Annotated in this window: 17 protein-coding genes and 1 pseudogene; 14 read left to right on the top strand and 4 right to left on the bottom strand. The window is 43.3% G+C overall.

The features are described from left to right. Complete coding sequence (locus FQ608_RS02360) at positions 1 to 843, bottom strand: endonuclease/exonuclease/phosphatase family protein (RefSeq protein WP_158856181.1); 843 nt, start codon at positions 841 to 843, stop codon at positions 1 to 3. Positions 844 to 1126: 283 nt separating this feature from the next. On the opposite strand from FQ608_RS02360, the gene FQ608_RS02355 reads away from it, so the two are divergent. Both FQ608_RS02355 and FQ608_RS02350 read left to right on the top strand, forming a co-directional pair. Continuing rightward, positions 1127 to 2290 carry an acyltransferase family protein gene (locus FQ608_RS02355; RefSeq protein ID WP_158856180.1) on the top strand — a complete coding sequence of 388 codons (1164 nt, stop codon included), beginning with the start codon at positions 1127 to 1129 and terminating at the stop codon, positions 2288 to 2290. A 326-nt stretch (positions 2291 to 2616) separates the two neighbouring features. Next, on the top strand, positions 2617 to 3006 hold the full coding sequence (locus FQ608_RS02350) for a DUF5053 domain-containing protein (protein ID WP_158856179.1): 390 nt from the start codon (positions 2617 to 2619) through the stop codon (positions 3004 to 3006). A gap of 75 nt (positions 3007 to 3081) precedes the next feature. Here the strand turns inward: FQ608_RS02350 and FQ608_RS02345 are convergent, their stop codons facing one another. The 3 genes from FQ608_RS02345 to FQ608_RS02335 form a co-directional block, all read right to left on the bottom strand. Next, on the bottom strand, positions 3082 to 3585 hold the full coding sequence (locus tag FQ608_RS02345; protein WP_158856178.1) for a hypothetical protein: 504 nt from the start codon (positions 3583 to 3585) through the stop codon (positions 3082 to 3084). A 340-nt stretch (positions 3586 to 3925) separates the two neighbouring features. Then, entirely contained in the window at positions 3926 to 4687 is a 762-nt protein-coding gene (locus tag FQ608_RS02340) for an alpha/beta fold hydrolase (protein ID WP_158856177.1), read from the bottom strand. Positions 4688 to 4716: 29 nt separating this feature from the next. Beyond that, on the bottom strand, positions 4717 to 5433 hold the full coding sequence (locus FQ608_RS02335) for a pyridoxine 5'-phosphate synthase (protein WP_158856176.1): 717 nt from the start codon (positions 5431 to 5433) through the stop codon (positions 4717 to 4719). Between the two features lie 159 nt (positions 5434 to 5592). Here FQ608_RS02335 and FQ608_RS02330 point away from each other — a divergent pair, with 159 nt between their 5' ends. The 12 genes and pseudogenes from FQ608_RS02330 to FQ608_RS27960 all read left to right on the top strand — a co-directional run. Continuing rightward, a complete protein-coding gene (locus FQ608_RS02330) occupies positions 5593 to 6042 on the top strand; it encodes a GatB/YqeY domain-containing protein (protein WP_158856175.1) in 450 nt (149 codons plus the stop codon). A 4-nt stretch (positions 6043 to 6046) separates the two neighbouring features. Further along, entirely contained in the window at positions 6047 to 6592 is a 546-nt protein-coding gene (locus tag FQ608_RS02325; RefSeq protein ID WP_158856174.1) for a CvpA family protein, read from the top strand. Next, complete coding sequence (locus tag FQ608_RS02320; RefSeq protein WP_158856173.1) at positions 6576 to 7145, top strand: anthranilate synthase component II; 570 nt, start codon at positions 6576 to 6578, stop codon at positions 7143 to 7145. Before FQ608_RS02325 ends, FQ608_RS02320 begins: the two co-directional genes overlap by 17 nt. Positions 7146 to 7269: 124 nt before the next feature. After that, positions 7270 to 7935, top strand: a complete 666-nt coding sequence (locus tag FQ608_RS02315; protein ID WP_158856172.1) for a CBS domain-containing protein — start codon at positions 7270 to 7272, stop codon at positions 7933 to 7935. Between the two features lie 6 nt (positions 7936 to 7941). Then, positions 7942 to 8817 carry an NAD kinase gene (locus FQ608_RS02310; protein WP_158856171.1) on the top strand — a complete coding sequence of 292 codons (876 nt, stop codon included), beginning with the start codon at positions 7942 to 7944 and terminating at the stop codon, positions 8815 to 8817. A gap of 68 nt (positions 8818 to 8885) precedes the next feature. After that, positions 8886 to 9653 (top strand): type IX secretion system protein PorG, encoded by a 768-nt coding sequence (gene porG / locus FQ608_RS02305; RefSeq protein WP_234364015.1) that lies wholly within the window; start codon positions 8886 to 8888, stop codon positions 9651 to 9653. Between the two features lie 95 nt (positions 9654 to 9748). Continuing rightward, a complete protein-coding gene (locus FQ608_RS02300; RefSeq protein ID WP_158856170.1) occupies positions 9749 to 10486 on the top strand; it encodes an isoprenyl transferase in 738 nt (245 codons plus the stop codon). A 5-nt stretch (positions 10487 to 10491) separates the two neighbouring features. Then, positions 10492 to 13203, top strand: coding sequence for a BamA/OMP85 family outer membrane protein (locus tag FQ608_RS02295; RefSeq protein WP_158856169.1), 2712 nt, complete (start codon positions 10492 to 10494; stop codon positions 13201 to 13203). A 2-nt stretch (positions 13204 to 13205) separates the two neighbouring features. Beyond that, positions 13206 to 13730: an OmpH family outer membrane protein gene (locus tag FQ608_RS02290; protein ID WP_158856168.1), complete on the top strand. Its 525-nt coding sequence runs from the start codon at positions 13206 to 13208 to the stop codon at positions 13728 to 13730. A gap of 20 nt (positions 13731 to 13750) precedes the next feature. Continuing rightward, positions 13751 to 14293 carry an OmpH family outer membrane protein gene (locus FQ608_RS02285; protein ID WP_158856167.1) on the top strand — a complete coding sequence of 181 codons (543 nt, stop codon included), beginning with the start codon at positions 13751 to 13753 and terminating at the stop codon, positions 14291 to 14293. A gap of 133 nt (positions 14294 to 14426) precedes the next feature. After that, a complete protein-coding gene (locus tag FQ608_RS02280) occupies positions 14427 to 14822 on the top strand; it encodes a hypothetical protein (RefSeq protein ID WP_158856166.1) in 396 nt (131 codons plus the stop codon). Positions 14823 to 15117: 295 nt separating this feature from the next. After that, positions 15118 to 15186, top strand: a pseudogene (locus tag FQ608_RS27960) (type II toxin-antitoxin system VapB family antitoxin); the annotation flags it as partial. Between the last annotated feature and the right edge of the window lie 549 nt (positions 15187 to 15735).

Raw genomic sequence — 15735 nt, 5'->3', positions numbered from 1 at the left:
CTACCAATAAATTTCCGCCATCACAGGGAAATGGTCGGATGGATAGCGGTTGTGATAGGTATCTGTCAAAACGCCGTATCGGCTTACTTTGATTTTATCGTTAACGAATATATGGTCTATCCTTCTATCGCTACTTTTCGTCAGGTCAAAGCTATTGAATGTGCCATTATTCGCATACTTAATTCTCGCGGTATCATAGCTGTCCGAAAATCCAGGGGCATCCCGCATTACCTTATACGGATCTGAATCCTGATCTACATTGAAGTCTCCGGTAACGATAACCGGATTATCGGCGTCTGATAGTTCAGCTACCTTTTTCAGGATAAGTCGGGCACTCTGCACCCGGGCTTCCCATCCCACATGGTCAAAGTGGGTATTGAAATGGAAAAAAATATCGCCGCTAAGCTTGTCCTTAAACTTGCCCCAAGTGACAATACGGGGAAGAGCCGCATCCCAGCCTTTTACGGGCTTCGTAGTATCTTCGCCGAGCCAGAAGGTATTGCTTTCCAATACCTCAAATTTATTTTTATTGTAGAAAATGCAGGAATATTCTCCCTTTTCCTTGCCATCATCCCGGCCTACACCGACAAAAGCAAAATCCTCCAGGGCGTTGTCTAAATCCATAACTTGATTATGCAGTCCTTCCTGGATCCCAAAAATATCGAATTGGTGGAATTTGATTAAATCGAATACGGCTTGTTTTCTATTCGCCCAGGTATTGGGAGCATCGCCTGGGTTATCGTATCGGATATTGAAGGTGGCTACTCGCAGCTCTACGGACTGTGCGGACGCCGTGAATAGAACAGCCAAAACTAGAAGGGCTGAAAAGATGGACTTTTTCATGTGTTTATAGTTGTTTTTTAAAGGTCATAACTTGTCCCGAGTATCGGGATGGAATCTCGCAATTATAATCATCCCTCCGTGTGAGGTTCTCCTCATGCTCGATTTCATTGGGTAGTTGTTGTATATATTGGCTGCCACTAAAGTAGGGTCATTGCGGCAAATAACCAATCGTTTTGGTTTAAGTATAGGCTAATCCTTGCAGTTCATCCCAAAACATTGACAGTCATCACAAGGCCATTTTGCATGTCGAAACAGCCCTTACATTTGCCAAAAAGAAAAATTTATGCGCAGATACGATCTAGATTGGCTAAGGGTCATCGTTTTTGGATTATTGATTTTCTATCATGTAGGAATGTTTTTTGTTCCATGGGGATGGCATATCAAAAACGATATTATTTATCCGGAACTCCGCTGGCCCATGCTTTTTGTCAACCAATGGCGGCTTTCCATCCTATTTGTGATATCTGGTATGGGAACCTACTATGCCCTCTCAAAAAGAAGCGGCCTTCAGTTTTCCGGAGAACGGATCAAACGTCTTTTCATTCCCTTAGTCTTCGGAATGGCATTTATTGTGCCTCCCCAAGTATATTTTGAACGTTTGGATAAGGGTCAGTTTTCTGGTGGTTATCTAGACTTTTGGCCGGCATATGCCTTTAATGGCGTATACCCTGCGGGAAACTTATCCTGGCACCATCTGTGGTTTTTGCCTTACTTGCTGGTGTTTTCGCTGGTGTTGGTTCCGGTATTTATTTACCTGCGGAATCATCCCCAAGCAAAGCTGCTTAGTTGGGTTCGGACTTGGGCAGGCCGTCCTTTTGGATTGTTTTGGATGGTGATCCCGCTGTACTTTTGGGAAAGTTTGGTGGAGCCCTTTTTCGAAAGCACCCATGCCCTTGTTGGCGACTGGTTTAATTTGATTAATTATGGTACGTTGTTCTTTTATGGGTTTTTGTTGATTTCCGTGCGCGAGACATTCTGGAGAACAGTGGAAGCCAATCGGAGGAAATACCTATACCTTGGGATAGTTGCCTTTTCGCTTATGGTTGGGCTGAGGCAAATTTATGCGGATTCGACAGTTGTCCATTTTATCGAAGCGGCGTTCAAAGTTATAAATACCTGGGCATGGATCATGACACTCTTTGGCTATGCCGCTGCTTACCTCAATCGACCTAGCGGAGCCCTCAGTTATGCCAATGAAGCCGTATATCCGTTTTATATCCTACATCAGACTATTACCATTGCCTTGGGATTCTATGTCATGCACCTCAATTGGGGCTTGGGAGCAAAGTTTGCATTTATGTCGTTGGGTACATTTGGGTTCGCTTGGGTGCTGTATGAGGTAGGGATCAGAAGGTGGAATTGGGTAAGGCCGCTGTTTGGGTTGAAAGGTATACGCCACGCCACGCAGGTTTTACAGCGGAAGGTAAAAATAGAGACAGGTGAATAGCGAATAAAATTCACCAAAAGCTTTACACCTGATTCTTTCCAAAATCAAGTAATTGAAGAAACCTCACCGGATCGAAAATTCCTGGATAGATCTGGAAAAATAACAAAATTGTTATTAAATTTAAGGTGTCATTAAAATAGGCGAGCGATATAAAGAAAAGCAAAAATAGAAGGGAACTGGAAAAAGACCTGCTGTTCTATCTCAGGTAGAACCAGAAAATTCCACCAGATTCACGGGGAAAACTTGACATGGTTATCAGTGACTTGGTGGAAAAGTTAAAAGAATCTTGAACATCGTGCCCGTCTGGTGACATAAACTTTGACGCAATGGAACAAAAGATAAAAGAACTCAAAAAGCGTTCCCGTAGTGCCAAACAAAGTGATCTTGCACTGATAGACGACGAAATGGAAGCACTTGCATCGGAAAATCCAGAGGAATTTGCAAAAGCCATGCTGGAGGCTGCGAGGGAAACAGCAGTAGAGGCCCATAGACTCCTGATTAAGGAGAAGTTGGCGATGGTCCTGCCGATCGTGTCTGTCTCTTACCTAGCTAAGACGTACTTCGGCAAAACTCCTCAGTGGTTTTACCAGCGCCTAAACGGAAATATTGTAAACGGTAAACAGGCGGCATTTTCGACCGAAGAACTGCAAAAGCTGACTTTTGCCCTGGAAGATATAGGAAACAAATTAAAACAATCGGCTTCACTTATTCAGTGATACCGACCTTTTATACGAGAAAGGCCGCAACTGCCTCCCGAAAACCAGCAACTGGAAAAACCTGTTGTCAATAACCTAAAGATCAAATATTAACTTAGCATTCAAATTGGAGGCCAGTCGAGTAGCTTGTTTGATTGCTTTTTTCTTTTTTGAATATACAAAAGTCAGCACTGGGTTAGCTTCATCCGAATAGAGCAATGTCTTGAAGTCGGTTACTTTGCCGGAAAATGTGGGACTAATTCCGTTTGGAACATTGGTTCTGATATAGCTGTTTGTAATAACCTTTACGGTAGAAATGTTGGCAAGCGCCTTCCATTCACCCAATTTATATCCAACAATTGAAATATAGGTTTTGATTCTTTTATTGCGTAAATCTATCAGCGTTCCTTCATAGGAATTTATAATAATAAGGCCAAGGACGATTGCTCCACCTCCGACAAGTAAAGTACGAACCAGTGTATCGTCATTGTTAAAAATTACGGTACTTACTAATGCCACCAAACCAGCAACAATTAGCAACGGTCCCAGTATATGCGGGCCGGATACTAAGTTTCTCTTTTTGAAGTTAAATTCATTCATAGCAAATCAGCTTGTGGTGCATATCTCGTAACTGGATGATTTTCTTGCACTCATTAGATAACCCCGATGAAAGAGGTTTTTGGGATAGACGAAGTTTCTATCTCTGGGTGTAGTATTCACTACACCAATTTATCACTTATTTGATACAAACACGAAATCTTCATAAAGCCATTTGTAATGGCATACTGCCAATTATTATTCCTCCATTTACCCCTTCGCCATTTATTTCACAAAACGAGCGCAAAGATTTCGCATCGGCCAAGATTCTCAGATAAGACATTAGTTTTTTAAAATCTCTATGCCTTCTTTGTGTGCTTTGTGTTCTTTTTTACTAAAACAACTACTCCCCCAAAAACGCCTTCACCGTCTCGATCACTGCGGCAGGCTGTTCCGCATGCAGCCAATGCCCCGCATCCTTAATATAGATAAGATGATTATTGGGAAAGTAGCGATCCATATCTGCCCGGTCCTTGTCCTGAATATACTTTGAATTTGCCCCGCCCATAAACAAGGTCGGTTTATCAAAGCTACCTTCACCATCTATTCCTTCGCCCACAATTTCTATTTTTTCGGTAATTACTGGGAGATTTACTTTCCAGGCAAATTTGCCATCTTTGCGAGTCAAGCTCTTTAATAGAAACTGCCGGATACCTGTCTCGTCAATATACTCGGCCAGTTTGTCATCAGCTTCCTTCCTGGAACTGACCGTTTCCAGATCGATTGCATTGAGCCCTTCCAGAATTTTTTCATGGTGGACAGGGTAATACCTTGGCGCAATATCCGCCACGATTAACTTCTCTACCCGATCCGGATGCATCAACGCCACAAACATAGCTGTTTTGCCACCCATGGAATGTCCCATAACGAAGGCTTTTTCCAGTCCTTCCTCATCCATCAATTCCACGATGTCCTCGGCCATTACCTTATAGTTCCACTCATCCGAATGGTCCGAATCCCCGTGGTTTCGCTGGTCTACCAGATACAGCGTATAGGACTCACTCAGTTCTTTGGCTATACTCATCCAGTTGTCAGCTGACCCAAAGAGACCATGAAGGATGATCAGTGGGGAGCCGCTACCGGTTTTTCTTACATTCAGTTTCATAATAACAGGGTTAGGATAAAAATTCGGTTTTAAAGTTCGAGCTGCCTTCTATACATTTGTATGGTATTCTCCAAGCCGTAATAAAGCGCATCGCAGATCAGCGCATGACCGATGGAGACTTCGCCCATCCAAGGAATATTTTGCTTCAGAAATGCTAAATTATGCAAGTCCAGGTCATGTCCCGCATTGAGCCCTAGTCCCAATTCACGTGCCAACACCGACACTTCCACATAAGGTTTGACCGCATTCTCAGGGTCTGAGGGGAACAAGCTGGCATAGGGTTCAGTGTACAATTCCACCCGATCAGTGCCAGTAAACTTGGCAGGTTCAAAATATTTTGTTTCCGGATTGATAAAAATGGATGTCCGTACGCCATACTCATGCAGCTCAGCAATTATATCCGTCAGCATGTCCCGGTGGCTGATTGTATCCCAGCCTGTGTTTGAGGTAATGGCTTCTGGCGGATCCGGCACTAAGGTAGCCTGCGCTGGCTTGGCCAGACGGATAAGCTCCATATATCTTTTGTCCGGATAGCCTTCGATATTAAACTCGGTGGTCACCGTATCTTTCAGCTGCATGACATCATCGTACCGGATATGCCGCTCATCAGGTCTGGGATGTACGGTAATTCCCTGAGCGCCGAATCGTTCCGCATCCTTGGCAACCCGCACCACATCCGGGTTGTTACCACCCCGGGCATTTCTCAGGGTAGCTATCTTATTAATATTTACACTTAACTTCGTCATATTTGTAATTAAACTTTAATTTTGCATGATTAAGCTTCTCCAAAGATAAACCGAACCTTTCAAAATTTGGTTTGGAAACCCATGAAATAGAAGTAACGTTTAAAAATATTCATTGGATAACACTGCGAAAATCCATTTTATAACCGAACCCATACCATTATGAGTCTGAAATTAACGATTGAAGGAGAAATCAAGAAAGCCATGCTGGCCAAAGATAAGGATAGATTGCGTGCATTGCGAGCCATCAAATCGTTGATCCTGCTGGAAGAAACCAAGACGGGTGGTGATAAAGGCCTGTCTGAAGATGAGGAGATCAAGATTTTGACCAAAGCGGCCAAACAGCGTAAGGATTCTGCCGACATTTTCCAACAACAAAACCGTCAGGACTTGGCGGAAGTTGAGCTGAGTGAACTGGAAGTAATTCAAGAATACCTGCCGAAGCAGTTGTCAGAGGCGGAATTAGAAGCTACCCTGAAGGAAATTATTGCCCAAGTCGGTGCTGAGGGCCCCAAGGATATGGGAAAAGTAATGGGAGTTGCTTCAAAGCAACTTGCAGGAAAGGCAGACGGAAAACTAATTTCTGAAAAAGTTAAAGCCCTACTGACTTAGTACGTTGAGCCCGATAGACATCATTCTTCTGATCATGCTGGCCATAGGAGGGTACAGCGGCTATAAGCAAGGGCTATTCATTGGCTTGTTGTCTATCGTGGCCTTTTTTATAGGTATTATCTTTGCTTTCCGGTTTATGCATTGGGGTGCAGCCCTGTTGGCTGAGCAGGTGGAGAGCCTCACTTTTATGCTGCCGTTTATTGCTTTTGTTCTTATATTTCTCATTGTCACGATTACCATCCGCATCCTAGCATACTTCGTAAAGCAAGCCCTACATCTCACCATTCTTGGTGTCTTTGACAGTTTTGCCGGAGCGGTCTTGGGCATAGCCAAATGGTGTATTATGATCTCATTGCTTCTTTGGGTAGCGAATTCCTTTGAGTTTCATTTTCCGGAAAGATTAACTGAGGGATCCGTCCTCTATCCGCTTTTGATTCCCATCACACCTACTTTAGTTGCATTTCTGGATCAGTACACACCCATTATCGAAAATACCATCGCAGCTATAAGATCATTGGTAAATTCCGGCACAGGTGATTCTACTAATTGATAATTTTGATTCCTTTTCCCATATGCTGGCCGATTATTTCCTTCGCACGGGTGTGGAATTGCGCATCGTCCGAAACGATGTCATGGTGGAAGATTTGAAACGGGAGAGTTATCAAGCGCTAGTTATTTCACCTGGCCCGGAAACCCCTTCAAAAGCTGGCAACTTGATGGAAATTTTGGGATATTATGTGGATAAGTTGCCTATTCTAGGCGTATGCCTGGGACATCAAGCCATTGGGCAGTATTTTGGGGCTGATTTGGTAAAAAGTCATCGGCCCATGCATGGAAAAGTCTCCTTGATAACCCAAAAAGGAGCACATCCTCTTTTTGCAAACCTGCCCAAAGCATTCCAAGTAACACGTTACCATTCCTTGGAGCTTACAAACCTGCCGGATACGCTTGAACCTATTTTGGTCGCTGAAAAAGGAGAGATTATGGGAATTGCCCACCGCAGTTTACCCATCATTGGTGTTCAATTTCACCCCGAAGCACATCTGACAGACCATGGGCTGGAACTGATTGCTGCTTGGGTTTTGTCAGTTCGCAGTCTATAAATCCTTTGTACCCGACAATTTTTGCCGCAAAATTCTTTATTTCGTCTTATTTTTCGCAACATTGAACATTGCGAAGCGTCTCAACGTTTTGTTTTTAAATACATTTTAATAACTTTAACGGAATATGCAGGCATACGAATTTGTCAACAACCTAATTCCTCCCCTCAAAATCACCGACAAGGTGGGGAAGGCTTTGGCGTGGATGGAGGAAATCAGGACAGATGTCTTGCCTGTCGTCCACGAAGGCCATTTTATGGGATTGATTACAGACGAGAGGATCTATGAGGTAAATGATCCCAATCTGACTTTAGAATCAATGGACCTGATCGCCCCTGCCAATTTTGTTTATATGGATCGACATATCTATGAAGTGCTTCGCGTTTCGTCTGAAAACCAGAATGGGATGGTTGCCGTGATTGACAGGGATATGGTTTACCAAGGCGTTGTGACTGTAGAAGATGCCATCACAGCATTCACAGATTCCATTTCGATTCAGTCCCAAGGAGGGGTGTTGATTCTTTCCATGTTTATGACAGACTACAGTCTGTATGATATTGCCCGTATTATCGAGTCAGAGAATGCCAAAATTCTCAGTAGTTTTATTTCGGGAGATCCGCTGGATGACAGCAAAATTAAAGTTACACTCAAATTGGATCAAACAGAGCTTAGGCATATCAAGGCTACTTTGGAACGTTTTGGCTATAAGGTTATCGATCAGTATCAGGAAGAATTGAGCATAAGCAGCGATCAGGACCGAATCGGCAATCTGCTGCGTTTTTTAGATATTTAAACTTTGATGAAAATAACCTTACACGGGTTAAATTTTGAACCTGAATTTAAACCCTATATACAGCATCTCATAAACATCCTCGACCAGAAGGGATTTGAGACCTACGTGACCCAGGCATTTTACCGTTCTTTTCACAAATTGGGTTTGGATGCCAAAAACACCCGGGTACTTGGAAACCGGGAAGAATTACAGGACATGGATTTCGTCATATCCGTAGGGGGTGACGGTACGTTACTTGACGCGGTATGCTATGTAGGTGCCTATGAGACGCCCATTCTGGGAATCAATACAGGCCGGATGGGGTTTTTGGCTACGATTGCCAAAGATGACATCGCCCATGCCGTTCAGGTTCTGATTGATAAAAAGTACAGTCTGGAAGACCGCAGTTTGGTAAGGCTGGAATCTGAGCCCTCGCTTTTTGGAGGGATAAATTTTGGGTTAAATGAATTTACTATTCATAAGCGGGATACCTCTTCCATGATCACTGTACATACCTATATTGACGGAGAGTATTTAAACAGCTATTGGGCGGATGGGTTAATTATATCCACTCCTACGGGATCCACAGGCTATTCGCTTAGCTGTGGAGGACCGCTAATCTCTCCATTGGCCAAAAACTTTGTCATTACTCCCGTAAGTCCCCACAATCTCAACGTAAGGCCTATGGTCGTGTCAGACGAGAGCGTAATCTCTTTTAAGATTGAAGGCCGAAGCCAAAAATTTCTGGTATCTTTAGATTCCCGGTCTACGCCTATTGACGCATCCGTGGAATTGAAAATCAAAAAAGAAACTTTTGTCACTAAATTGGTCAAATGTTACGAGTATAGCTTCTTCGATACATTAAGGCAAAAATTGAACTGGGGCTTTGACATGAGAAACTAGTTTTAACAATATTTAACCCGCCAAATACCTTTCCGGGTTTTTTATTCGTTAGGGACTTTATAAATTGCATGGACTTGAATACACCAACACTTCGACTTGTACGCATTGTAATCATTTGTATCACAGCTACCTGGCTAATAAATAATGATGTACAAGGCCAACAATATGAAGTTGGTTTGGGACTGGGAGGAGCAACTTATACCGGTGATATAATCCGGAGTATTGACCCCTCCCAAGTGGGTATTCAAGGTACGTTATTTGGCAGACGAAATTTTGACAATGCCTGGAGTTTACGGGGAGGAATTTCCGTAGCCCGGCTAAACGCAGCTGACAGCATCTCCCCGATTGATCCTGTCGCCTTGTCGCGCAACGCGCATTTCCATGGAACCCTTTTCGAGGTGTCAGCGATTATGGAGTTCCATTTTCTGGATTACATGGCCCATCAGTCGACGACACGATTATCACCGTTTGGATTCTTCGGGTTGGGATATGGTGTATTTATGGCCAATGGCCAATCCCATCAAGGGGATCCCACTGATGAAAGTTACCGTATGGGAGGTCCGGTGATACCCTTTGGCATAGGCGTAAAATATAAGCTCAAGGACAGGGTATTGGTGTCCCTTGAAGGGGGGGCCAGAGCTACATTTTCCGATGGCTTGGACAAAATCGGGAACGAAGGGATATATTATCCCCGGTTTATGACCGATCCCTCTACCGGAAGTCAGGTAGTAAATCCTAACGGCCTCAATTTCGGAAACAACTCTGACAGAGACTGGTATTACTTTTTAGGCATTACAATTAGCTACTCCTTCCATCAAGTAAAATGCTTTAACTAGCTTTAACGATTATTAATTAGCCATTAAGGTAGAACTTTCAAAAAGAAGTGTCATTTTTGTACCTTAAAAAAAATAGAGTACCGATTAGATTGCCCATGAAGGACATAATTGACAAGACTAATATTCCCCACCACATAGCGGTTATCATGGACGGAAACGGCCGATGGGCACAAAAGAAAGGTGCCATGAGGGTTTTTGGGCATAGAAACGCGATCACGGCAGTGAGAGAGGCCATTGAAGGATGTGCTGAATTGGGGGTGGGATATATTACCCTGTATGCCTTTTCCACGGAAAATTGGTCCCGGCCTCAGGATGAGGTGGACGCATTGATGGAAATATTGGTACAGGCCATCGTGGATGAGGTACCTACCATGATGAAAAATAATATTCGGCTGACCACTATTGGAGATATAGCCTCCTTACCTGGCAAGTGCCAACAACATTTGGAAGGCGGTATTGAAACTACAAAAAACAACACCGGCCTAACCGTCGTTTTGGCATTGAGTTACAGTGGAAGGTGGGAAATACTTTCATCGGTTAAACAAATTGTCAAAAAAGTAATCTCTGGAGAGCTTCCAGAATCAGCAATAGATCAGGACGTGATTTCGTCCCATTTGAATACATCGGATATACCAGATCCGGAATTGCTAATACGAACCAGTGGTGAATTGCGAATCAGCAATTTCATGCTCTGGCAGTTGGCTTATACAGAGCTGTATTTTACAGAGGTATTGTGGCCGGACTTCCGCAAAGAGCATTTACACGAAGCAATCCTGGCCTACCAAAAGCGCGAGAGGCGCTTTGGTAAAACAGGAGCACAGATTAAATCATAATGTTGATGAAAAAGAATTTACTTGTTGCATGTTTGTTGCTATTGGCAGGAGTCGCTGAGGCCCAGATTCGTTTGGGTCAAAGTCGGTATTCCGACCAAAAGCCGGTCAACATCATTGACTTGGATTATTCCAAACCAAAGAAATTCAGAATTGCGGAAATCCAGGCCGTTGGACTTAGTACATTGGATGAAACAGCCATTATTTCCCTAGCAGGACTACGGGTAGACGATGAAATCTCCGTACCCGGGGATGTGATCTCAACTGCCCTCAAAAAGCTGTGGAAACAGGGGATTATTGGGGACGTCAAAATATTAGTCACTAAAATTGAAGGTGATGATATCTATCTCTTATTGGACCTAACGGAAAGGCCACGATTTAGTCGTGTGGAGTTTACCGGTGTTAACAAAACCCAAGAGGGAGAATTGAAAGACAAGGTTGAGATTCGTGGCCGGGTAGTACGGGACGATGTTCTCAATAACGCACAACGAAAAATCAAAGATTACTTTGTGGATAAGGGCCATCTAAACGCCCAGGTTAAAGTCACTCAAGAGCGGGATACCACCCTTCCTAATAGCGTAAAGCTTCGATTTGATGTGATTCGGGATAGCAAAGTCCGAATTAATGAAATAAAGATCGATGGAAATGACAACATCGCTGACGGCAAAATCAAGAAAAAGCTGAAAGGAACTAAAGAACATGCGAGGCTTTATATTTTCAAAGATTTGGTTTCCCGCTTACTAAACACCACACCAAAAACAGCCAAGGAAGCTATTGCCTACAGAAACCCGGTTTCTAATGAGCAGATCGAAGAGTACATCAACAAAAACTTCAAACTAAACTTCTTCAACGGTTCCAAATTTGTCAGGTCAGATTACCGGGATGACAAGAACAAGGTGATCGCTTTCTATAACAGCAGGGGATATCGGGATGCCGAAATCGTCAGCGACTCCATTTACTCCTTTGACAAAGACCGGATCAACATCGATATTCATGTAGAAGAGGGAAAGCAGTATTATTACCGGAACATTACCTTTTCCGGTAATTATATCTATGAGAGCCCCGCTTTGCAGGCCAAATTGGGGATTTTCAAAGGGGATGTGTATAATAAAGAGCGACTTGACAAACGCCTAAATTATGACCCTCAGCGGGGAGACGACGTCAGTTCCTTATATCAGGATGATGGCTATCTTTTCTTTACGATCGATCCCGTGGAAGTGAATGTGGAGGCAGATTCCATTGATATCGAGCTTCGTATATTTGAAGGCCCCCAAGTGACGGTAAACAGTGTCTCCATAGAGGGGAATGAACGTACAAGTGACCACGTCGTGATGAGGGAAATCCGGATCCTTCCCGGTCAGAAATTTAACCGAAGCGCCTTGGTCCGAACTATTCGGGAACTATCCCAAATTGGCTATTTTGACCCGGAAAATATAGAACCGGATATGCGTCCTAACTTCGAAGAGGCTACTGTGGATATCGTCTTCAAACTCGAAGAAAGACCTAATGACCAGATCGAACTGTCTGGGGGTTGGGGCGGTCTATTCGGCTTCGTCGGTACGGTAGGCCTTACCTTTAACAATTTCTCCATTAAAAACATCAAGGACTTCTCTAAGTGGCGTCCACTTCCAGTAGGAGATGGACAAAAAGTATCCCTACGGGTGCAGGCCAACGGTCGTAGTTTCCAAAATTATAGTGTTTCGTTCACGGAACCTTGGTTTGGAGGACGTAAGCCAAACGCACTTAGCCTAAGTTTGAACCACTCCATTCAGCGGCAAATTGATTTCTTCAATAGAAACAATATTGGTAATGAATTGGGATCATTCAAAATTACCGGAGCCACCTTGGGATTGGCCAAGCGGGTTACCTGGCCGGATGATTATTTCCAAGTCAGCAATTCACTGCAGTTTCAAGTGTATGATTTCGACGAATATGGTAACTTCTTCGGATTGAGTTACAACACCGGTGTTGCCCGCAGCATTGCGTTGAACACGACCATTGCCAGAAACAACATTGACAACCCGATCTATCCGAGGTTTGGTTCTAATATTATCTTGAGCGCAAGTGCTACGCCGCCATACACGTCCATGAACAAAAATATCAACCGGGAATCTCCGGATGAGCAGAAATACCAATGGTTAGAATATCACAAGTGGATGTTTGACGCCTCTCTGTATACGCCGTTGTTTGGATCAAATAAATTGGTCTTAAGTGCACGTACCCACTTGGGCTTTGTAGGATCTTATGGCGACCGCATAGGTATTATTCCTTTAGAGCGATTTGTGCTCGGTGGGGATGGTATGAACATGATGAACTTTGCCTTAGGTCAGGAGATTATAGGTCTGAGAGGATATGAAAACCAGTCCATCACACCGGGTAGAGACTTTAGGGGCCAGGCAAATGCACCTGTTCCTTATGGCGGGGTTGTATATAACAAACACGTAATGGAGGTTAGGTTCTTGGTATCACCCAATCCTTCCGCGACCATCTTTCTGTTGGGTTTTGCCGAGGCCGGCAACAACTGGGGCAACTATGCCGAATACAATCCGTATGACCTCAAAAAGTCAGCGGGATTTGGTGCACGGATATTTATGCCAGCCTTCGGGTTATTGGGTATTGACTGGGGATATGGATTTGATGAGGTTCCTTCCCTACAAAACCCCAACCCGGGACCAAGTGGAGGAATGTTCCACTTTACTATTGGGCAACAATTCAGATAATTATGGAAAGAGGATTGAATTTGCTACTTTTGCTGTTCCTTTTTCCTGCCCTCACCCAGGCACAGAAAATCGGCTATGTGGATACCGAATACATCCTCAACAAACACCCTGATTATAAGACGGTGCAAGGTGAAGTCGAGACTTTGGGTAATGAATGGAAAAAAGAGGCACAAAATTTGGACAGTGAGATAAAAGAACTGTATAATGCCTTAAAAGCAGAAGAAGTTTTGCTTACAGAGGAAATGTACGAGGAGCGGATGGCGGTGATAAAAGATAAGGAGAATGCAGCCAGAGCTTTTCAAAACAGGGTTTTTGGCCCAAATGGACAGTTTTGGCAAAAACAATCAGAGCTAATGCAGCCCCTTCAGTCCAAGATCTATGATGCGATAGACCGGGTTAGTAAGCGGAATGCAATAGCAATATTGTTTGACAAAGCGTCAGGGCCAACTGCCATAATTTATACAGATCCAAGACACGATTACTCTGATTTTGTATTGGAAGAACTAGGATTAGAAGAAAACAATTAAAATTAACAAAAATTAACACTATGAAAGCAAAAATCATCCTATCAGCAATTGCAGTGCTTTGCTTTGGATTTGTAGCTACCGCACAGGAGCTGAAAATTGGGTACACCAATGTAGAGTACATCATGAGCCTGATGCCAGAGATGGAGCAGATAGATGCGGATGTAACCGATTACGGTGCACAATTGGATCAACAAATTCAAACAAAAACTCAGGCATTTCAACGCCAAGTACAGACTTATCAGCAGTCCATGAATACTATGACTGAAGAAGCGAGAGGTACAAAAGAACAGGAGTTGACGCAGATGCAGCAGGAAATCCAAAAATTCCAGCAGGACGTTCAGGCATCTTATTCCAGAAAATTGCAGGAACTGTTGGAACCTGTACAAACGAAGGTGTACAACGCGATCAATGCAGTAGCCGCAGAAAACAATTACACGCATATTCTTTCTGAGTCTGCAGGGCAAGCTGGACCGATCTTACTTTATACGAAAGACGATGATCCGTTTACCAATCTAGTATTGGCCAAGCTTGGGGTTACTCCTCCTGCTCAACCAGTCAATTAAATAATATATTTAATAAATAATTGAAAGCCCGAGTCCTTGGATTACGGGCTTTTTTTTATTTTTACCAGTAAATTAAGATTTATCGGAATTATATCTGATCTAATCGATACTTTTAAACAAACTACAGCCCGTTATGAATCTTTCTAACCTTATTTTAATTGTCTGGATTTCTTTTTTTTCTTCCTCACCGGTTCCTCTTTCGCAAGCAGTTGCTTATGATTTGGAAGCTTCTGAGGTTGTATGTCATACCACGGATACCGGCGATAGGTATTTTTCCTACCTGGTTACAAATGTGGGAAGTGAAACTGCTCCCGCGGGTAGTTATCAGGTGTACTTCAAGGTGAATGGCAAAATGATAAGTTTTGAACGGGTAACTGGACCCCTTGAAGCGGCTAAATCCATACTTTACACCTCCGAGCACAAGTTTGACCCGAATCAGAAAAAGAGGGTATTAAAATATAATTTGATAATCAACACCAAGGATTCTAATAAGGATAATAATAGGAAGAGTGGGGAGATTTCTCTTTAAATCGATATTGTTGATACTTATTGATATTGGATATTAGTAGATATTGGAAATATGGTAGAACTACTATAGCAATATGGCCTACGGCTGAAATAGGGTGGAAATCGGAAATCTCAATAAATTTTCAAGTTTATAGATACTAATGGATATTGGATATCAATTGATATTGAAGTCGGTGAAATACAGTAGAAATATGGCGTTCGTCCGGAATAGGGCGGTGGAAATTTGAACCCTCCGTTGTGGATAGGTCCATCTGATATTAATGGATACCTGCCTATCGGTCAGGTAGTCAGGATTAGCTAAGGGACTGATTCAGATGAAAGATGATTTTGATGCACCGTTAGATGATTTTAAAGCGTATACGTGATGAATGATTGCACAGGCCAAAACTGAGGGATTGTATTTAGTTACGAAGGACCAAATGTTTAAAGGTTATCCTATTACTGTTTTGTGGGATGATTAGATGCTATTTTGTTTATAATTTAGAATTTTCCCCGCCGCGTCCGCCGCGCACATCGCTGCGCCCGCTGCGAGAAACTTTTTCACGCCACCACCACTGCGAAGGTTTATATTAATCTGACCGAATTGAATAAGATAGGATATCGCTGGCCTTGTTGTTTTGCATCAAATTAAAAAATAATCCGCTGCGTCCGCCGCGCGCATCGCTGCGCCCGCTGCGAGAAACTTTTTCACGCCACCACCACTGCGAAGGTTTATATTAATCTGACCGAATTGAATAAGATAGGATATCGCTGGCCTTGTTGTTTTGTATCAATTTAAAAAATAATCCGCCGCCTCCGCCGCGCACATCGCTGCGCCCGCTGCGAGAAACTTTTTCACGCCACCACCACTGCGAAGGTTTATATTAATCTGACCGAATTGAATAAGATAGGATATCGCTGGCCTTGTTGTTTTG

The organism is Lunatibacter salilacus (assembly GCF_009797935.1).
GTDB lineage: Bacteria > Bacteroidota > Bacteroidia > Cytophagales > Cyclobacteriaceae > Lunatibacter > Lunatibacter salilacus.
This window is presented reverse-complemented; position numbering and strand designations above follow the sequence as displayed.